Raw genomic sequence first — 21,454 nt, 5'->3', positions numbered from 1 at the left:
ATTAATTTTGTCCAATTAAGGTTAAAACATGTTTGCCAACAAGAGAAGTCGTATCAAGACATTCTATTGCAAATGAAGCTGAATCATTTACATTCTTATCTCGTAAAACAAATTCAATATTTTCTTTAGCCCTTTCAAAGACTAGCATGTAACCGCAACTAGAAGTTTTATCAACTTCGGGTGGTGTCCCAAGAGCTTTTTCAAACGTAATGGGGAAACCAACTGTATAAATTCCTTCACGAACAAAGCCTTCTGCAACAGGATATATTGTTTCTTTACTTGAAGACGTGTCTATTTGGAATTGAAGCGGTTGGTTTTTAATATATGTACAAGAGGCCTTTCTAAGCGTTATCTTTGTATCAGGATAAAGTTTCATAAGATCGCTCTTGATGGCAAAGAATAGTAAATCCCCCTTTGATTGACCATTTTCAGAAACCATATGGTTTTCTCCAAGATTGCCAGCCCATCTATGGAGTGATTTAACATCAAAGAAGTTACTCTTCTTAATGTCTTCTTCGGTTGTTGCCGAATCCCAGAATTTTTTGAAATAAGACCCACGTTGATCCGTTGGATACTCACGCCAAAGCAGTTCTCTGCCCATTTCTGTATTCATACCGCATAAATACGATTCAACAAAGGCAGCATTGCCCTTGAACATCGAAATACTATCATCAGGGAGAGTTTCAATTCCTGGCAAAATAAATTCGTCAGCAATATCCTTAAGATAGTAATAAGCCGGTTCAGGGAAAATCGGATAGGCCTTAATCGGATACTTAGAAGCCAAGCAATCTTCAAGATAATCCCCAATAAGTTTATCCGAAGAGAAGAATGTAGAATAATAAGTTGCAGCACATTCTTTCAATCGAGCATAAAGAGAATCGTCTCTAAGGCCGTTCCTCAATGTAGTTACATCTTCGATACAACCCTTGTATTCAGGCATTTGAGGTTCTTGAGTAAGTTCGATTCCATCAATACAATTAATTAAATTATTCCAAGCTTTATACAAACGTTTATTTTGGTCTATTACACCTTTTTTATCTTTTACAAAGGCATCATAATTTACAATCAATCTTTTATAAAGATCACTTGCATTTTCAAATGAATATTTTTCACCTTCTTGATTTTGAGAATCAACAATTGAATCTAGATCTGTCGTTGTTGCAACAACTCGTTCAGGTGTATAAAGGAATGTATAAGCACATATTTCCCATTTTGTTCTGTCTATCCAAGGAACATTCTCATTTTTTTTCAACTTCAAGAAATAGTCGTTGTCACTAAGCAATTTAGATGGATGTTCCATTTTGCTACACGAACCATTTAATGCAGTCCTATAGAAGCAAACCTTATCACAAGCAATTTTATCGCGATCAATGATGTAAATCCATTTATTTTCTGTTTTTACACGAACAACAGTGATATTGTCGCTTTCATTCAAAAAGAACAATGACCTAAAAACAACGCTATCCAAAGCATAGATATTCGTATCTCTACTTTGTTCAGCTACATCAGGAGCCGAGTAATCCGTATAGCCAACAGTGCTAATTTCCCACAAACGATTTGTCACAAAAAAATCGATTACATCTTTCTCCGTTTTACCTCTACTTCGTAAGATGCTGTCTTTGATATCTGTATAACAAGAGCTTTTCCAAAATGTTTTTATTCTTGAACTTCTTATCGAAAAAGTTGACAAAGACCATCCTGAAAATCCTAAAACATTCAGATTACTTTGAGGTCCAATCCAAGAAAATAAATTAGCCAACTCGGTTGTTTCAATCAGTTTTTTCCCTAAATATGGGATAATTTGTTTATTGGCATAATTTTCCAAATCCTCTTTTTTAAGAGTATTTTTCATAGATATACCAGACATCATATAAATTTGCTGTTCAGCAATACCCTGCACCAAAGTAGGATAGGAAACATTTTCAAGAGTTTTTTCAGCAGTTCTACGGAAAGAATCTGATACAAAAACTTCAGGAATACCTTTTTTCTTAAGAATAGAAGCTAGCGAAACATCATTACCCGAATTATTTTTTCCAAAGCTCGTATTTTTCATCGATGATAAATTCATCATCATTTGAGAAATAAGTTCTGATTCTTCATTTTTCGTGGATATTTTTTTACTCGTCGAACCAGCCCATTTGTAATTCAAGTATTTGACGGAATCATTTACATTCGCGCCAAGCATTTTTCGACATAATTCAGCATTCATAGCTTTGACAGCATCTATTTGTTGCCAAGCTCGATTTACAAGTTCTTCCTGATTTCTCTGCACCGCCTTTTTACCAAGACCTGCAGCAGCTCTGTAATGAAGGTCCAAATTAACCTGATTCATCCAGGGAGCTTCTGAATCATTTAAAGACGTTGCAAGTATATGTTTTCCTCCATAAATAGGAGGAGTAATTACAGGATCATCTTCATCGACATTAGGGGATTTATCATTACCATTAATAATCCTTGCATTCTCTTCAAAAACAGGACTTTTAGAGAGCAACTTATTCAAATTGTCATAGACATCTTTTTCATCATTACTGGGATTCGGGAAAACTTCTTTTGTTAAGTTTTTAACCGACTTCATTGCTGCAGGGACATTAATTTCATTTCTTCGCCCCTCTTTTTTCCCCAACACTGCATAATCAAGACCTTCACCCAAAGAAGTGACGTCAACATCAATTCCATTTGACGTAGATTCATTTCTCTTAAGCGATCTCACTTTTTCTGCAAAACTTAACGTCCCTGTTGTAAATGCCCACGAATAATAAGAAGGAAACGTTAAAGGACTTTGCAGATGTTTTTTTATTTGCTCTTTAAGAGTTGCTTCCCAAGCAGATTTTTGAACAATAATGTCATCAAGCTTCTTTTCATCGTAATCAGGGCCAAAAATACCTCTCAAACGCCCAACTTCAAATACAGGTATCAAAAAAACCCTATATTCAGTACCGCAATCCATGTAGTTTTCTTCAAGCTTTAGTTCTTTTTCAAGACTTTTTATTCCAAGAATTCGGCAAATTTCATCTCCGCTATCACCAACTTGAACATGGGCAGACTTCAAAACATCATCCGCAGGTAACGGGAAAATCTTTTTATAACCAGAATCATCCACATTAAACGTGACAATATCAGTCCCCCAAGAAGACTTCTGTATAGAACATTCTGAAGATTTGCATACAACAAGAGTAAGCCATGGACGCAATTTTCGATTTTCTTCGCCTTTTTTACCTGTAGCTTGAGCCGGCGTAAAGCGCCATGCAAAATCAGGTTCCCAAAATTCAATATAGGGAAAATCATTTACGGGGAAACCTGAAAAATTTGGGGCAGGAAAGACACGAGCTATAGAATTCGCATTCAGCGATACAACATCACCCGGTCCTGAAAGATTTATTGTTTTCGTCTCATATCGAACCGATTTCGTGATTTTTTCTTCAGGCGTATCCGGACCAACATTCTCAACGGAACAATCAACTGTTTCCAGTTTAGCCGTCAATTGAACTTCTGGACGTTTTTTTACTTTACTTGTTTCTTCACCAAGGTCATCGACCTCAGTAATCTGGCTTCCAAGACCTTTTCTTACCCAAGAATAAAAACTTATATTCTGCATATTATATCTACTATAAATTGAGGTTAAACTTAAGAAATTGATTTTAACTGAATTTTTGGTGTTACAGAAGACCCTTCACAAGTAAATTCAGCCTTTCTATTCACTTCAGGGTGTACTCTAAAAACATTATTTGCTTTTTTTGTTCTCGTAAACAACAGCAATGATTTAGTAACAACAGCTGGTTGAACCAAAGTATTCAAAGGCAATTTGAGTTCAGACACCAAATCACAGGTTACTGCCTTATCCTTCGAAATATTACCAGATTCATATGTTTCCCAAGTACTAGAAGTTGTCTTTTTATAGAAAACTTTCAATTTAGCGCTACACGAGGCTTTATTAGTAAGACTCAAAAAGCGAATATGATCTTGAGACGGAAGTTCTACATCATAGTAGAAATGGCAACAGTATTTTCCATTGGCGGTCATAAGTCCATCCGATTTCAAAACAGTTCCATCAGATAATTTCACATTACAATCCGCATTTCCATTTTCCATCTTAAAGGCATAATTATTTCTTGGATATAAGTACACATGTACACGATATTTTTCACCGAATGACGTAGAAGTTGTGTTCTGATTATTGATAAAATACTTATTATCACTTAAACGAACGTATGTAACCCATTCAACTGTAGCAGCTCCATTCTTGACGGTATAATCAAAATTAAGCTTTTCATCAATACTAAGTTTCGGAGCATTCAACACAATACTATCAACAACATATTTATATTGAACAGGATTAAATTCTATTGAATTATTTTCATTTGCATTTCCTGTAGAGGTTATATTGTTAGAAACATTCTCAGGAATTGTCAAAGCATTAGCGGCAATAAGTTCATCAATTTGTTTAACATATCGCTTGAGACCTGTAGCAGACCTTCTGAGAGAGCTTCTTGACATCAATTTCTTTTGTTTTTGCTCAGAATTCTGCGCGACAGTCATTCGATTTGCAATATTAAAGCAATCCGCATTCCCAATAGCCGGTTTTCTGCTACGACGTTTCAAACCACTAAGAACTTCTGCAGATTCAGCCTTTGGCTTAAGGGATTTTGTAGCAATCGTCTTTTTTACCAGAGTTTGTTTCCCGGCTGATTCAGAGGCTTTCGAATAGTTACCCCACAATTCAATATAAGAATCTACATTTTTCTTATCTTCTTTTTCCTTAGAATCAAAAGACGCATCAATGAATTCACCTTCAGCTACATCTCGTTTTTTTATTTTACTATCGTCATAACCAAAGTCAGCGCTTAATCTGAAGCCACTTATTTCGTTGCGATAAGACTCGGCATCAAGTTTTTCATCATCAGTCATCTTATGAGTAAGACTTGGTGCAAACGAATCATTTTCAAAAACGCATCTTGATTCATCTGAATGGAATATAATTTTATCCGAATCAATTTGGATTTCTACAAGATCTATTTTCGTGCAGTCATTGACACGATTTTCACCATAACAGTCCATCCATTTCCCAAGAGGAACTTTAGACTGGCTGAACGAAATCACATCATTTGGCTGAGCAACAAGAGCTCCCATCTCACAAGGAATCAAAGTCACTAAATTGTCTGTCAAATCAGTCGATATGATTTTCCAATTATTTTTTTCAAGATACTCTTTTTCAAAGATTGGGAATACGTCGATTGGAGCAAGCTCGATAGTATTTTGGTCCTTACCCCAAGTACAATCAAAGTGAACTTTAACATCAAAGAGCAATACACAGATTTTTGCTTCGCCCTTTGCATGCCACTTTGCCGGTCCAGAAAGATCGAAGTCAAGCGATATACTGCAAAGTGTTGCCGAAAACAACTTCACTGCGATACCGATAGACAGATCGGCCATAAAATAGAATGGATTGAATTGGAACAAAATATTAAATATTGCGTGGCCAGTCAATCCAAAGTTGTCCCACCCAATCTTCATATTGAAGGCAGAACCAAACTGCACCGTATTAGACGTTATAGCAAAGTAGGCCTCGAGGGACATGTTGACAGGACCAAAGTCCAACTTCATGCCAACACGCTTCATATCCACTAAATTAAAGCCCGATTCCGGTTTATACTGAGGATGGAAGCCGCCAATAGAAAGAATGAATCCCTTGGTTGCTCCGCCCCAGTAAATTCGTAAGGCCATGTCGCCATAAATACTAATACCGACGATTTTAGAATCGAACAATGAGGCATCAAAGAAAATCCCTTTATCAAACTGAATACCACCCAAGAAATTCGCGTTTATAGCAAGCAATTTTTCTGCAGAATCTGCAAGGCGAACTTTTATAAGGCCGGCAACAATAACAGTTACAGGGCTTGGAGCTTGAATAAACAAGCCGAAATCAGCAGAAAGAATTGTTCCCCATGTAATTTGAGCCAACAAGCCAAAATACATCTGTTCTTCGGTAATAGGGTAATATTTGTCAACATTTGCAAGGACCTTGTCGAAATCCTTCATGACATCTTTAACAAACAGGACCGAAGATAAACTTCCATCATAAACCGCATTGCGCAAATTATCAACATCAAGCGCTCTGTTCAATCCCAGAGACCCCCCTACCGCAGTGATAGAAAAGCCCATGCCAACCTGAATTCCTGGGTTGAATTTAACGCTAATAGCCCCCATAAACGAGAAAGGATCCGTTCCCTTACCTGTTGTAAAGATAAGCATGGCGTTGACGCCAAACTTTTCAAGGACATCTAATTCGAGAGCCCCTGCAAAACGTTGCTTTTTCTCATCCCATTGGATTAAGCCCCCTCCTTTAACAGCGCTAGCATCAATATTGATCCCGATACCAGTCGGATACTTAATACTAGGATTAAGCTTAAGAGTTCCCGCCTTTCCATCCGTAGTAAAGAGGTTACATTTAATACCAAAACCAAGGTCCGTAAATGTAAATGCGACGCACTTCAAATCGGCCACAAAGGTTGTAAGCAAGTTGGCTTCAAAATCACCATCTTCAAGACCTAAATCCAAAGAAAGATTTTTGAACTTGACAACCTTTAAATCAATATTGCTGTTAAACGGGATTTTGACATGCAATCCTTCTTCTATTTTTAAACCATCTTGAAGGCTATACCCCACAGCAAGTTTATCCAATGTTATTTTGACATTGTCACTAAGGACCGCATCAAAGAAACCATTAAGTTCCTTCAACTTTAACATAAGCTGCAAGTCTTCTAGACGGCTTACAAATCCAACATCAAAGGCTCCGTTCTTATACCCGGCAAAAATCTTCTGAGGATAATTACCAATCGTCAAATCGACTACTTTAGATTTAATAAGTTCTGCAGGATTAGGATGATCTTCATCAACAGCTCCTCGTTTGAACCATAACTCAAGATAAGCCTCCAATGCAGACTTATCGCCAACAGGAGTTATCTCGATTCCTCTTTTTCCCGAAGGTTTGTGAATAAAGAATCCTATATTGCCATTAGCAAGGTTGCATTGACGTTCTTCATCCTTTTCATCAAGAGCGTCGGAATCCCGGCCAACACTAGCAGAAACTCCTATTTTCATGTGGTGGTTTTTGCCGATATTGAAAGCGGCATCGTACTTTCCCTTCAAAATTGGGCAAATATACAAACCCTCAACACCATTCTTATCTTCGCTTACAAAGAAGGCTAGGCGAATCGACACATCTGCATTTTGCTTGACTCTCCCCTTATCATCATAATTGTATTGCCATAAGGTAACAGCAAAGAATTTATTTTCGGTATCAAGAGTATATTCAGGCAAATGAATGTTCGAGAAATCGATATTTGGCAAATCGATAAGCTCGGTAACATATTTTTTGACGGAGTGCGGAATCGCCTTATAGAGGTTGACCGCAAATTTGATTCCATCGGTCCAAGAGTCGATATCTTTAGCCTCTTCAATCAAATCCAGCAAATCCAAAGCAAATGTTGCAGATTCGGCAACAACGTCAGCGATCTGATTTGCAGAATTCGAATTTGCAGCAGCAGCCTCAGATTTTGCTTCGTTGTCCTCAGACTTAAAGAATTCCTTATAGCCATTCTTAGTCGCTGAATCCAAAACAAGGGCATTTGTTTTCTTAGCATCGTTAATCGCCGTAGTAATAACACTCTTGCCCCAATTCTTGACAGCCTTCTTTGCTTGTTGAATGTAAGGACGAACAATAAGTTCGTATATCTTTTGCTTGATATTTTCCAACCAGGCAGTCCAAATATCTGTTGCCAGAATTTGGATATCATCACCAAGTTCAGAAATCCCTTCAATATTTTTCTTGAGTCCTTCAAAGAATCCGTTAAAGAATTCCCTAACATATTTCTTAAAATCAGCAATATATGTTTCTGGGTCAAGTTTGATAGCGTCTTTAAATTTCTCAGAGAAATAATCACCGATAATTTTGAAATATGCCGAAGGATCAAAATTGGAAAGAGGATTTTTTATACCTTCATTATTTACTATATCAACTAAAGATTCGCATGCAAATTTTTTAAGTTCATCAAGGGTCTTGGGAACATCCTTTGTCTGCTTGTTGAATTCTTTTTCAAGATCGCTGACCAATTCTCCAAAAAGGGTCTTCCATTTTTCGCCATTGAAAGTTTCTTTGAAATCATCCCGAATCTTTTCGGCTAGTTTTTCAAGATTTCCCTTACAAGCACCAAATGGAGCTGTCAACGCATTAAAATCAGCATGAAGAGCTTCTTCTACGCTGACTCCGGAATATTTCTTGAGAACGGCAGTTTCTGCAGCATCTTTGAACGTATCAAGGAAAATTGATTCAAGAACAGAAACACCATCTGCATACTTTGATGGGACTTGATCACTAAATTTGAATATTTTGGCCTTTTCAATTAGTTTTTTTGCATTAGTCTCCAATTCGGAAATAAGAGAATCTCTCCCATTCTTAAAATTATTAAAAGCAATTTCTAACGCATTTTTAACTTCATAAGCATATCGTTCAAGAATTTTAACAAGTTCAACAAGGAATTCCTTAAATTTTGTAAGCTTTTCCTTTATTTCATTCTTTAATTCATCAATTTTGCCCTCAAGACGAGCATCAATTCTATTGATGAGATCTAATACAAACTGTTTAATATTCTTGAATTCAGGGAAATCACTGTCAAATGAGCGAATTACCGTTGCAATCTTAGCCGCTAATTTTTCGACATCCTCGGTACTATCTAATGGGAAAGCTTCCTTAAGATAATCCTTTGGAGCCGTGAACATTTTTTCCAAACGATCCCAGTGGAATACCGGAATTTGGATTGAAGTACCGACTTTATCCGAAGCCAGATCGATTAAGTCAACAGATACCTTATCTTTGATTGCGCTGTTAGCGTCCTTCACCTCGTCAACTTCTATCAAATTGACGGTTTCTTCGGTGATAATTCCACAAAGGTTGAGAATGGCATACGTTCTATCGAATATTTTGGCCACCATGTTATAAGATGGCACATACTTTTCAAGAAGCGTATTCAACTTATCCTTGCAAACATTAAGAGCTGATTGCAACTGTACAGATGGCTCTTTGGCAGATTCCTCCGATGAAGTCGATTCATCCGAATTCGGACTTACTTCTTCAGCCGTATCGGATGCAGAGTTTTCCAAAACAGGAGCGCTCTTAGCCGCCTTTCTCAAAGCCCTTTTAGCCACAGCAGCCTTGCTAGATTCAGCCTCTTTATTCTTTGCCTTTTCAGCTCTATCTGCAGAATCTTTTTCAAGATCTTTTATAGTATCTTCAATAATCGTGATGGAATTTATATATCCATCAATTTCATCCATCACACTATTGGCTGTGTCATCGCCAAATTTATCGGCAATAAAGCCTCTAAGCATATCACTATGCTTTTTAATCAAATACTTCACATCATCTGCAAAGACATCCCTTGCATTCTTCAACAATAAGATGAGGATATAATCTAAAATACGACGACCAAAATCCTCGTTATAATATTTGTTCTTTAAGAATTCGCCAAACTCGTTACAATCATCAGCAAGTTTATTCCACTCAAAATCTGCTATTTCCTTGATTGCCTCTACGATACCCATAACGATATCAAGTAGCTCTTTAATCGGACCGCCAATTTTAACACCAGTATTTTCAGGCAATCCAATCTTTTGCAAATAGGAGGAACACTCCATCTTCTTTAAGTAATCATCTAGCGATACAATGTCGTTAGAGTCGCTCTTATCGTCCGCACTGACAACAAGACCGCCAATAATGGATTTTACGTCACCATTATCAACAAGGTCTTTTATATAGTTTCCCAGTTCCATTGACTTGGTTATGAGGGATTCAATTTGTTTATACAGTTCGCTAGAGGTACAGTTGGATATATCGTAGCCAATATTTTGGAAAATTTGGTTGACAAATTTTTCGAAGGCGTCAATCCCTTTATCATCTAACTGCTTCTTGAAGTCATCCCAAGTAGCATCTTTTCCAAGACAGAATTCCGTAAAATCCTTGAAAGCGGCGTCTCCAATACGAGTAAAGACTTGACCCAACTTGACAAGAATATCCATAGCTACACTTGATGGTTCACTCACTGTTAACCTTCCATTTTTTTGAACAATCTTTATTTGCAATATTTTATACGTTTTCAAATTCAATATTAGAATAAAAAAATAACATTAGAATAATGTAAAATTATATTCACGTTCATTCAAAAGCATTCTGTTACAACAACTTACAACTATACAAATTATTTTTTACAAATTTCTTTTTTCTCACAACATCGTTATCTTAAATGCGAATATATTCTTTATTGTAGAAGGAACTTAGAAATGACACCTAACACTTTTGCTTGTGCATACTCGGAGCCTCATGTTAAACGTATTGAAATAGAAAACAACACAAATGTACTAATCTCCGTTGATTGCAGTTTACCCTCGAATGGGCTTCATCATCATGGATTTATTAAAGAAAAAGAATACAAGGGACTTGGACTTCTTCCAGGAGAAAAGTTCTCTTTTGCAATAACTGATTATTTTAATGTCTATGAAAATCAATCTTTCGTAATAACTATATCAGAAATTTTCCCTGGAGAATTAACAAAGACCTCTTATTTTGCAAAATCTTACTCTTTTTGCTATTCGAAGTTTTCTGATGCAGAAGTCCGTATAAAAACCAATCAAAATAATCCTGAAATACAGTATCAAGATACAGACCTATATTCAAATAACCTTCGTTATTTATGGTTTCACAACGGAGCACCCTACCAAGCCAATTTTATTATTTCATACAAAAGAAAGGAATCTGATAGCTGGACTGATAAAAAAATTGATTACTTCAACGCTGGAAGAGGAACCGACAAATGCAGCAATCAAAAGGATTATCCGAATAAGGTTTATGACCTACAAAAAGCGGGCATTCCCAAAGGTTATTGGGTTACGGTGAAAGTTTCTGCAAAAGGCGGTATAGGTTCAAATGATAACGCAAGATCATCAACAGTATTTAGGTATCATCCAGAGTCACGTCGTGTAGCAAAGTACGAGGCCGGCGGTACTTCCTGCAACGTAAAAATCTACTATAAGGGAGAATACAATTTGTAATAAACTTCTTTTAATTACGCCGGAATTATTTTCATAACAAGCAAGCTTATAGTTTACGTTATATTTTTCACAAGGAGAAAAAATGCCAACAGAAATTTCAACAACAAAGGTCATAACAAAAACATACAATTTTAAAGAAACTCACATATACAAATTCAAATTAATAAATAATACAACATCATTTGTTTCAATACAACCCCAATCAAGCAAAAACGCCGTTGAAGTGAAAAGTAAAGGAACCAAAACATACACTCTCAAGAATTTAGCAGAGGGAGAAGAATACTCTGTATGTATTGAAAAAACCGTAAAAACAAAAAAAAGAACCGGAGATTCAAAGAAATTTAAAACCATAAAAAAAAGATATCGGTTCATATTAAATTTCATCTATTCAAAATTTTCTAAAGCACACGCTCTTGTAAAAGTATCCGATATCGACTCTTTGCAAGAAACCGAAGTCATTCAAAACAAAGAATTAGATTTCTTTGATAAGCATTTACGCTATGTTGGTTTTCATAACAGTGGTGTCTACGCGGCTGATTTTATCATCTCATACAAAGAAAAGGAATCAGATAACTGGATTGACAAAAAAATCGATTACTTCAATGCTGGAAGAGGAACCGATAAATGTACAAATCAAAAAGATTATCCAAATAAAGTTTATGATCTGCAAAAAGCGGGTATTCCTGCAGGATATTTAGTTACGGTGAAAGTTTCTGCAAAAGGCGGTATTGGTTCAAAAGATAACGCAAGATCGTCTGCTGTTTTCGTATATCACCCCGAATCAAATCGAGTTGCGCAATATAAATGTAGTGGAACATCTTGTTTAGTAAAAATAAACAATCCCAAAGCAGCTGAGTTCAGTGAGCCTGACAGTAAAGAAAATCATGAATGCGATGAACCTGATTTTACAAATCATCTTCGTTATGTGTGGTTTCACAATGGCAGCCCCTACCAAGCCGATTTTATTATTTCATACAAAGAAAAGGAATCAGATAACTGGATTGATAAAAAAATTGATTACTTCAACGCTGGAAGAGGAACCGACAAATGCAATAATCAAAAGGATTATCCGAATAAGGTTTACGACCTACAAAAAGCGGGCATTCCCAAAGGTTATTGGGTTACGGTAAAAACTAAAGCATTAGGTGGTATCGGATCAAAAAACAACGCAAGATCATCAACAGTGTTTAGATACCATCCAGAATCACATCGCGTAACAAAGTACAAGACCGGCGGTACTTCCTGCAACGTAAAAATTATTTATGAAGGCGAATATAATTTACAATAAATTATTAGAATCCGGCAAAAATTCTTAATTCAGTCTGAATTTCCAACAAATACGGCGGCTTCCGTTTCTGGAAGCCGTCGTTTTGATTATTATAGCTATAAGCAATCAAATTTTAGCAATTCATTCCATCTTGCAAATGACATCTTTACCAACTAGACTAAAAAGTTACGTTTCCACACAAAAAAAACATCCGTCACCGTTTTCACGATGGCGGATGCGGTATCAACAAATAAATAATTCCCTTTAAACAGGCTCCGCTATTGCGGGGCCCGTCTCGCTAGAATTTTGGAGTATTTCAAGTAAACACGACTACTTTGTTTTTTTGACGGCGGGCTTAGCCATCTTCACACCCTTCAAGTCAGACTTGTTGAAAGCAAACGGTTTTGCCTCTAATTCCTGTCCCAAGAGTTTCTTACACTCAACCTTGGTCAGAATCTGCTTGCAACTGTTTTGGAAATCCGCAGCAATTTCATTTACCAACTTGAGGCGTTGAGTTTCTGTGAGGCTGGAATCAATTTTTTCAATTTTTCTCTGAGCCTTAATAGCCAAAGGCAACATATTTGAAGGAATCTTACCATATTTTTCCTTCAAATAGATGTTATAGAAGGCTTCTGTAGACTGCTCACGGAATTGAGATTCTGAAAGCCCCTTCTGATAAAGCGCGTAAATGGTCTCAAAAAACTTGCTCTTATATTTTTTAAGCTTTACGATATTCCACTGCCCCTTACCATATGGACCAAACAAGCTTACAGAAACATTAAATGCCTGAGCTTCATCAACAAGAAGCTGAGCAGTCCACAGAATTCGATTTGCCATCTGATGACAAACACCGTGAACACCGTAAGTCATGTTTGCATTGTAACTAGATGTTTCCGTTTCTTCAGCAACCTGCTTATTTCCCTTGGATACCGGTGTAATAGCACGTCCGTCGGCACTACGACCAAAGCAACCAAAGGCTCTGCCACCCATAACAACATAGGTATGATCCATTTTATCAAGACCCAAAACCTTATCTGATACAGGAATTGCGAAAGCCTGAGCATCATCTTTGAGTTCTGGATATTGACTGATTTGCAGACCGCGGAAAATAATAGTCGGACTTAAAGTTGTACCCTTCGCATCGTAGGAAGCCATATAAGAAGCTTCCTTGGAATAGATAAACATTTCCTTGGCAGATTTTGTCGTGCCAGCAACAACATCTAGACAAAAACGTACTAGCGCACCTTCCTTTACTTCTGTAGCATCCACCAGTTTCAAGAACTTTACTTGGCCGAGAGCTACGTTGCCAAAGGACTTAGTAGTCTTCCATTCGCTATCCCATGAACTTCCAACTGGATTTCTGTATTCCGCCTTCAATCGATAAGCAAAACCAACACCAACTGTTGCTGCCCCTTTAAAACTGTTAATTTTTTCCAAATCGTTTGGATTGATGCATTCTAATCGGCCCTTAAACTCAATCTTCGGATTAAGAGTAGTCCCCTTGCCATTATATTGAGCGAAGTAATTAGCCTTTTTATGGTAAACGAAAACTTCCTTAGCAGTTGTAGTTACACCACCAATAATATCCATAACAAAACGAACAACAGCACCTTCCTTAATTTCCGAAAGGTCACAAAGATGAACATCCTTCGTAACACCTAAAGAAACGTTTCCGAGAGAATTTGTTCTATGCCACATCACCTCTCGAATTGGTTGTCCATTAGATGCCGTTCCTGTCATATTACGGTATTCAAGTCGAACACGATATGCATATCCGATTCCAAACAAAGCTATAAATTGAAGATATGAAATGTCTCCGCTATAGTCCTTGTCATTTTCGACTTGAGAAGCAAATGGATTTTGATAGGTAAACAAGCCTTTGTATTGAATCTTAGGACCTGTTATAAGGTTTCCTTTTGCGTTGTATTTAGCATAATTCACAGAACTTTTCTTGTATGTAAAAACCTCAGAAGCAGTTCTGTCTTTGGAGCTAGCCTTTACATCCATGAAAAAACGAACTTCAGCGCCTTCCTTTATTTCGGAGATGTCGTAGAGATTCACATCTCTTGTGAGACCAAGCGACACAGAACATTGGGATCCAGTTCTATTCCAACTAGATGAACCCGGATTTTTATACTCAATTTTTGCGTAGTAGGCATAACCAACGCCAGCTTCGGCAACAAATTGAAAACGAGAGATTTCACTCATATTTTATAACCTTTTCGCCGCAAAAAAATTTTGTATACCATAAATCTTTGTGCGACGAATTCAAAGATTTAGATAACTAAGCAAACTTACCGAGCCGTTGGTTTTCTCGCACTTACGCGAGAACTTGTAGCAGGCCTCCTTGACGGTCTAGGCTTTCTAACAACTTTTTTTGATATAGATTCATAGACTTTCTTACTATCTTCAAATTTCGGGAAATAACTTTCGCCTCTACCGGAGTAACTATGTTCTACATTGTCTTCGGTCACATAAGAAACTTCAAAATCAGATGGAGAAAGTTTCGCTTTAGTCGATCCCTTTTCCAATTCGAGAATGAGTTTGCTACTGTCAATCTTACATGCAGATGTGTCAATAGTTCTCTGGTACGATAATCCATTAACAGATTCCTCAGTGTTGCTCAACTTGACATTTGAGCCACAGTTAAGAATGTTCATTCTATATTCTAGACTACCGCCACAATAGTCGTGCTTGACGTGCAAGTAATATGGCATATCGTCAAATATGCTAGTTTCAGTTGCAGACAGAGTTACCTTAAAGATGATTTTTTTGACCTTACGACTGCTCGGAATGGACTTAGATTCAAATTCCTCTTTTGCCTTTTCCAAGACAAGCATGGTCATGGCGAGAGCCTTAGACAAAAGATCATCTAAAGCATATTTATATGCAGAGTCGCATTTGCTATCATCAAATTGACCATTTGAGAATCGATTTGCCTTACCCTTTACGGAAATGTCATAGTACTTCTTGTAATTTTCATAAGCCTGAAAAGCCATCCATGTGATAAGATGATCGATTCTCCAAGATTTAGAAGGCACCTTGTTCAAATCCGTTGAATATGTTACATCACTAGCTGTTGTCGCAGAACTTCTCCATTTCTTGAAATACGCAATCGCCTTATCGTTGAATATATTCTTTCGACTAGAATCTTTACCATACAAAATATCGTTATAGTATTTCTCGATAGCAGATTCATACTGACTATGATGATTTCCCATGAACCCTGCAGTATGGTGAGGAATGCTGGCATCCTGCACAGCGTGCAAAACAGGGCCTAAATCATTGCAATCTCCAGAAAGCAGGAATTTTTCATACCAGAAACGTCCTAAATTGTCCACTGAGGGGAATACAGAATAGGGAACGCCCTGATTATCTTTTCCACAATCTTCAGCAAGGGGATAATTTTGAGCAATGAGACCGTACTTATCAGTTGTATTATAACAGTAATTCCACACAGAAGGGGAACAATGTCTATACCAATCCTTGCCAGGAGTATGTATATATTCATCATTGAACCAGTAGTTGAGTTGAGAATCCGTTGTGTGCCTACCTCCAAAAACGGAATCTGTTATAGCACCCGCCCAACCATCTGTAGACCAGAACTCACCTAAGTGATCTTTGCCCCTTTTTTTCGCCATGTCGGTAATACTATTTCCGTCATAGTATTCGCCTTTAGAAACCCCATTGATACCAAAAGAATAGCCATTATAATCATTGGAACTATTCTTTCCCGCACGAATATCAATAAAATGCTGATAAGCAGTGAAGCTCTCTCCAAAATCACTATAACGAGCTTCGTCATCATTGTCAGCAGCAGAATCCGTATGAGGATCGTCCCTCCCGCCTTCCACATTTACAAATTCCAAGTCATTTTCAAACTTGTCCGTTTGGCTGTTCCAATGCGCAATTCCAATAGTTCCCACATTGTTTTCTAGCCCTTTGAAGATGATTTTTGAACTATTTATAGGTCCAGAAATATCATAATTCGCCAAATACTTACCATTTTTTGAATACCGCAACGTTTCTGAAGCGGATTTCGTAGACCCCACCTTGATAGCAATTTTTAATCGTACAAGAGCACCTTCCATTAGGCTGGATATTTTTTCCAATTTGATGCTTTTAGACTCGCTCAAACATACCGTACCATCTTCAGTATAAGTGTGCCAAGAATTTTCCCAAGAAGTACCGCTAATAGGATTTCTGTATTCGATTTGCATACCGTAAGCAAAACCAATTCCTACGACAGCATTGGACTTAAAACTATTAACCCTTGCATTTGGATCGTTTGCATCAACACATTCTTTTCTTCCCTGAAAAACGGTAACCGGATCGCCAGTTGTCCCCTTAGCATTGTATTGTGCTAAATAAGTAGATTTATTCTTATAAATAAAAGTCTCATTTGCAGATATGTCGTCAGCCGCATTTATGTCCATGTAAAATCGGACTTCATAACCATCTTTTAATCCACTAACATTACTTAAATAAACATCCTTGCTCTGCCCTAAGGCCATGTCACATAATTTACTAGATGTTTTCCACGTATCATACACAGAACTTCTGTATTGAATTTTTACAGAATAAGCAAAACCAATGCCTGTCTCTGCAAAAAATCTGAAACGAGAGATTTCCCCTATTCGGTTTACACCCAAGATTCTTCCTAAATATTGGATTGTAGGAGAACGTACAGCACCCTTTCCGTTATAATCTGCTCGGTATTTTGAATTTTTATAATAAATAAATGTTTGACTTGCAGTTGCAGAGGTTCCCCAAACAACATCTAAATGAAAACGGACTACGGCGCCATCTTTAATTTCGGGAACTTTATTCAAGTCCAATTCCATGATTTGTCCAAGAGCAAGCGTTCCCTGACTACTTGTCCTCTGCCATTTTACCGGTCGAATAGATTTTCCATCGGAAGTTACACCAGTCTTGTTTCGATAATCAATCATGACTCTATAGGCGTAACCGATACCAGCTTTTGCGAAAAATCTGAAACACGAAACATCTTCACGCCCTTCATCATTTTCGACGACTGTTGCATACGGATTTTCATAGGTGTAAAGGCCCTTGTATTGAATTTTTGGACCTGATATAAGGTTTCCTTTTGCGTTATATTTGGCATAATTCACAGAACCTTTCTTGTAGATAAAAATTTCAGAAGCAGTTCTATCTTTGGAGCTAGCCTTTACATCCATGAAAAAACGCACTTCTGCGCCTTCCTTTATGTCGGAGATGTCATAAAGATTCACATCTTTTGTGAGTCCAAGCGACACAGAACATTGAGATCCTGTTCTTTTCCAACTAGTTGAACCTGGATTCTTATACTCTATTTTTGCATAATAAGCGTAACCTACGCCAGTCTCAGCAAGAAATTGAAAACGAGAAATTTCACTCATAAAAACTCCTTATTTAAACCTCTTCAAGTAAACTAGTTCCTGTACTATCAAGATCAGCTTGTCTTTCGCTTTGTTCTTCTATACAGTTTTTTGAATTTTTTACCAAAGTTACGCCGTTAATTGAAAAACTTCCGTTATTCAATTCTGCAAGTAGTTTCAAAGCACTATAGGTAGTTTTTCTATGATGTGGTCCATTCATACTAATAACCTCTTGAAATAATTATTGATGTATAATTTTGTTTTACCGTTATCCTAAACAGTCAATAACAAAAGCAAACAAAAAAATTAAAAACGTTATAAAAAAACAGACATACTAGACGTTATCGCAAGATTACCTGTAAACAACATAATCTTTATAGACAATCCTGTTTCCAAACAATCTTACACAAGACATATTATACTCCTAGTATTGCTGTAATTAATCTGCAATAAAACAATATGCTTATTTTACCAAAATAACATTTTGTGTATAAAATTTTACATAACTTTTATTTACTACAAATAAAAGTTAAAAAGCTCTATTTACAATTCAAAATAGAGCTTATAAAAAACAACACTCGTTTTTAATTATATTCACGAAGCTTTAAAAAGCAGTGCATCATACGACATTTTTTGGAATTGAGCAACAGTAACGGATATCTTATAAAGTTTTCCCCATGAATGCAAGGAAATATGCACACCATTTGTAAACTTTTTCGCACCAAGCACAACAACCCAATGTAAATCAGACAACTCCAAATGGCCATAATCATTATTTTTTCCATCTATTTCATTTTTCAAAGCTGTTGAATGCATACACCAAAAAACAGCACCACCGTCTTTTAAATATTTCATCCACTCTTCAAAATTTTTATTCGCATCACGAACAATGCTCCACGAACTTTGCTTTTTTATTTTTTTTGCATTAAATATAAATTCAACGTCATCGACCAATTCTTCCAACCGAGTATGCAAAGTCAAAAAGCTAGAATCAAAATCAACTGATCCAACAGCTTCTTTGTCCGCCAATGAGGATTGGATCATCCAACAAACATCAGCAACTTCTTTAAAATTACATTTATAAAGAGTACCGATTTTGTCATTATCCTTAAGAGTTCTCAAGCTTTCGGAAACATGGTACGTCAACAAATATCCATATTCATAAAGTGTTGTTACAATATCAATAAGACGAACCATATTCAATTTCGCCAAATAAAACATCACCGCAACAGGACCACAAATCGAAAAACCATTTCCTTGATCAATCCCTGTTTTGTAATTTTTTTTATTCGAGCCACCACAATCACGAAAAACAGTGTATTCTTCCGTTTCACCAAAATATAATTCTACAATTTTTTCCAAACCAGCCTTAACATTCTTTTTGGGAATTCCCGGCCAAGCACAATTAGTTCTAGAACTATTCCAATCGTTTATTTTTTTTAAAAGATTCTCTTTTGAATTTGGATCCGAAGGTGTCGGCGATATTACGCTAGTAGGAGTAAGCGTAACTTTTATTTTTTTATCACCTTCATCACTAGCCAACCAACGATTAACTTCAAAAAACCATTTTTTTCCTGTATTATCATTTGTAATTTGAAAATTTTTCAAATACCATCCTGAACCAAGTCCACTGTCATCATGACCGATTTCAGCTTTTTTAATATCGCCAAGATCCGTAGAAGATGTAACCTTTATAATATTTACATCTCCACTTTCAAACGCATCAAAATCATTAGGATCTTTTAAATTTTTCCACGTTTTAGACGCTTTTGAGCCAACAGCTTTTACAAAAACATTCGCATTAGTTCCTGCACCCCTTTTTGTTCCTGTAACAATTCTAATTGTATATGTAGTCATTTTTCTTTTCCTTTTTTAAAGTTTATAAATAAAAAAGGAGGTCCCACCAAAAGCAGGATCTCCTCCCCCGTTTTATTGGTGATTAGATTTTGCGATAATGTTTGAAGTAAAGGTCATCTCCGCCCCCATTAAAAGCATCGGAAACAGCGTTATTTTCAATCATAATCGCATGAAGTTGACCGCGAATTCCCGGAGCTTTACCATCATCCAAGTCCCAATAGGTCAAACCTTCAGGTTCCTGACCATAAGAATTAAATTGGAATCTAAAGTCATGAGACTGATTAGAACGAGCCTTTATTTTGACAAGAACCTCATCATTGGGTTTATAGGGAAGATTTGGAATTTCAAATACGGTGATTCCACCTTTCTTATTGCTATGTTCATTCTTATAATACCCATTACATAGATGCAAATTGTTACTATCGTCAAAGCATCCCCCTTGCATACAGGATCTTTCCACATAATCATCAAATTCTTCATCTTTAAGATTAACTTGTGCATGAAGTTTTAAAAAATTATTTTTTCCAAGCCGGATCATTTCAAAATCTATTGAATAAACATAAATCGGCTTATTCTTGGTAATATAACCATCAGACGTAAACAACAAACCATTTTTAGGATTAATTGCAACCCAAGCCATATCAGAGAAAGACCTTCCATCAGGAAGCAACATAACATTCCTAGCGATAACCTTATGAATATCATTCGTAGAAAAAACAACCACATAAGGAGCCCCATCATCTGTGACAGGAACAAATAAGTAATTATTAAAGCAATCACAATCACCAAGATGATGACCATAATGATATTTGTATACTTTTCTCGTTTTGTCTTCGTTTTTTATTGTTGTATTCAAGTCGAAGGATACCGGGAATTTCCAAATATTTCCATCTTGAGTCATGTACCAATTAGATGCATCGTGACAAATACCATTCAACTCATTACTCCATCCAGGTTCTCTATCCTTCTTAGGATACATACCGAGATAATCATAATGAGGCATATCTTTACCTGCATAAACGGTTCTTTCAATTTTTTTATCATCTTCATCCTTCGCAAGCCAACGATAAACAGGGAAGTTCCACACCTTTCCCGTTCTCAGATTTTGAATTTTCACACCATCCAAATACCAACCTGGGTGCTTTCCGGAATTATCATGACCAATAGTAATTTGGGAAATATCACCAATATCTTTACTTGCCGAATAAACCACAGTGTTAACATTTCCTGCTTCAAAGTCATTATCATCATTAGGATCATTAATGTTATTTAAGCTAAAGGAACCATTTGATCCATAAGCCTTAAGGTAAACATTAGCATTAGTTCCAGAATCTTTCGCTTCACCTGTAAAAATGATAATTTTATAATTCGCAGCCGGAGTACCATTATTCAGCGTAAACGTAGCACTAAGTTTATGGTCTGCTTCATCCCTAGCTAGCCAACGATTGGTAAAAAACGTCCATGTTTTACCCGTTGAGACGTTTTTGATTTGAACAGAAGAAACAAACCAGCCAGCATGTTTTCCAGAATTATCATGACCAATAGTAATTTTATTTATATCACCAAGATCACGAGCACTAGAAACCGTAAAGGTATCTACATTACCCTGTTCAAAATCATCTTTTTTTGGATTATCAAGATTAGCCCAAGTCATAGAGCCATTAGTACCTTCTGCAGTCAAATACACATTAGCATTTGTACCAGCATCTTTCATTGAACCCGTCACAATTTGAATTTTATAATTAACCATATTTTATTCCTTTTTATTGTTTTGTTTTAATCTCAAGCACATTCGTGTCTATCAATTGTTTCAGCATCATTACCAAAACACTACAAACATACGTCAAAAAAT

General features: G+C 36.6%; 9 protein-coding genes. 2 read left to right on the top strand and 7 right to left on the bottom strand.

Annotated features, from left to right (window positions below):
• Window position 1: 1 nt before the first annotated feature.
• Together BUQ91_RS03840 and BUQ91_RS03835 are read right to left on the bottom strand one after the other, a co-directional pair.
• Window positions 2-3,595: a hypothetical protein gene (locus tag BUQ91_RS03840; RefSeq protein ID WP_074208219.1), complete on the bottom strand. Its 3,594-nt coding sequence runs from the start codon at window positions 3,593-3,595 to the stop codon at window positions 2-4.
• Between the two features lie 29 nt (window positions 3,596-3,624).
• The gene (locus tag BUQ91_RS03835) at window positions 3,625-10,071 is read right to left on the bottom strand and encodes a DUF6603 domain-containing protein (protein WP_074208218.1); all 6,447 of its coding nucleotides are present in this window, start codon (window positions 10,069-10,071) and stop codon (window positions 3,625-3,627) included.
• A gap of 261 nt (window positions 10,072-10,332) precedes the next feature.
• Here BUQ91_RS03835 and BUQ91_RS03830 point away from each other — a divergent pair, with 261 nt between their 5' ends.
• Together BUQ91_RS03830 and BUQ91_RS03825 are read left to right on the top strand one after the other, a co-directional pair.
• Window positions 10,333-11,100: a hypothetical protein gene (locus BUQ91_RS03830; RefSeq protein WP_074208217.1), complete on the top strand. Its 768-nt coding sequence runs from the start codon at window positions 10,333-10,335 to the stop codon at window positions 11,098-11,100.
• A gap of 82 nt (window positions 11,101-11,182) precedes the next feature.
• Window positions 11,183-12,388 (top strand): hypothetical protein, encoded by a 1,206-nt coding sequence (locus BUQ91_RS03825; RefSeq protein ID WP_074208216.1) that lies wholly within the window; start codon window positions 11,183-11,185, stop codon window positions 12,386-12,388.
• A gap of 309 nt (window positions 12,389-12,697) precedes the next feature.
• Here BUQ91_RS03825 and BUQ91_RS03820 read toward each other — a convergent pair whose 3' ends face one another.
• The 5 genes from BUQ91_RS03820 to BUQ91_RS03805 all read right to left on the bottom strand — a co-directional run bounded on the left by BUQ91_RS03820 (window position 12,698) and on the right by BUQ91_RS03805 (window position 21,352).
• A complete protein-coding gene (locus tag BUQ91_RS03820) occupies window positions 12,698-14,575 on the bottom strand; it encodes a hypothetical protein (RefSeq protein WP_074208215.1) in 1,878 nt (625 codons plus the stop codon).
• An 86-nt stretch (window positions 14,576-14,661) separates the two neighbouring features.
• Window positions 14,662-17,766: a phospholipase C/P1 nuclease family protein gene (locus BUQ91_RS03815; RefSeq protein WP_074208214.1), complete on the bottom strand. Its 3,105-nt coding sequence runs from the start codon at window positions 17,764-17,766 to the stop codon at window positions 14,662-14,664.
• A 13-nt stretch (window positions 17,767-17,779) separates the two neighbouring features.
• Window positions 17,780-17,965 carry a hypothetical protein gene (locus tag BUQ91_RS15500; protein WP_139299685.1) on the bottom strand — a complete coding sequence of 62 codons (186 nt, stop codon included), beginning with the start codon at window positions 17,963-17,965 and terminating at the stop codon, window positions 17,780-17,782.
• Window positions 17,966-18,339: 374 nt separating this feature from the next.
• Window positions 18,340-19,602, bottom strand: coding sequence for a PLAT/LH2 domain-containing protein (locus BUQ91_RS03810; RefSeq protein ID WP_074208213.1), 1,263 nt, complete (start codon window positions 19,600-19,602; stop codon window positions 18,340-18,342).
• A gap of 82 nt (window positions 19,603-19,684) precedes the next feature.
• On the bottom strand, window positions 19,685-21,352 hold the full coding sequence (locus BUQ91_RS03805) for a PLAT/LH2 domain-containing protein (RefSeq protein ID WP_074208212.1): 1,668 nt from the start codon (window positions 21,350-21,352) through the stop codon (window positions 19,685-19,687).
• Window positions 21,353-21,454: the final 102 nt, after the last annotated feature.

Source organism: Fibrobacter sp. UWB11 (assembly GCF_900143015.1).
Classification (GTDB): Bacteria; Fibrobacterota; Fibrobacteria; order Fibrobacterales; family Fibrobacteraceae; genus Fibrobacter.
This window is presented reverse-complemented; position numbering and strand designations above follow the sequence as displayed.

What these genes read in the sequence shown, in the direction of transcription:
- BUQ91_RS15500 (WP_139299685.1), bottom strand. Translation starts at nt 17,965, where the DNA reads ATGAATGGACCACATCATAGAAAAACTACCTATAGTGCTTTGAAACTA.
- BUQ91_RS03835 (WP_074208218.1), bottom strand. Translation starts at nt 10,071, where the DNA reads ATGGATATTCTTGTCAAGTTGGGTCAAGTCTTTACTCGTATTGGAGAC.
- BUQ91_RS03825 (WP_074208216.1), top strand. Translation starts at nt 11,183, where the DNA reads ATGCCAACAGAAATTTCAACAACAAAGGTCATAACAAAAACATACAAT.
- BUQ91_RS03830 (WP_074208217.1), top strand. Translation starts at nt 10,333, where the DNA reads ATGACACCTAACACTTTTGCTTGTGCATACTCGGAGCCTCATGTTAAA.
- BUQ91_RS03815 (WP_074208214.1), bottom strand. Translation starts at nt 17,766, where the DNA reads ATGAGTGAAATTTCTCGTTTTCAATTTCTTGCTGAGACTGGCGTAGGT.
- BUQ91_RS03820 (WP_074208215.1), bottom strand. Translation starts at nt 14,575, where the DNA reads ATGAGTGAAATCTCTCGTTTTCAATTTGTTGCCGAAGCTGGCGTTGGT.
- BUQ91_RS03840 (WP_074208219.1), bottom strand. Translation starts at nt 3,595, where the DNA reads ATGCAGAATATAAGTTTTTATTCTTGGGTAAGAAAAGGTCTTGGAAGC.
- BUQ91_RS03805 (WP_074208212.1), bottom strand. Translation starts at nt 21,352, where the DNA reads ATGGTTAATTATAAAATTCAAATTGTGACGGGTTCAATGAAAGATGCT.
- BUQ91_RS03810 (WP_074208213.1), bottom strand. Translation starts at nt 19,602, where the DNA reads ATGACTACATATACAATTAGAATTGTTACAGGAACAAAAAGGGGTGCA.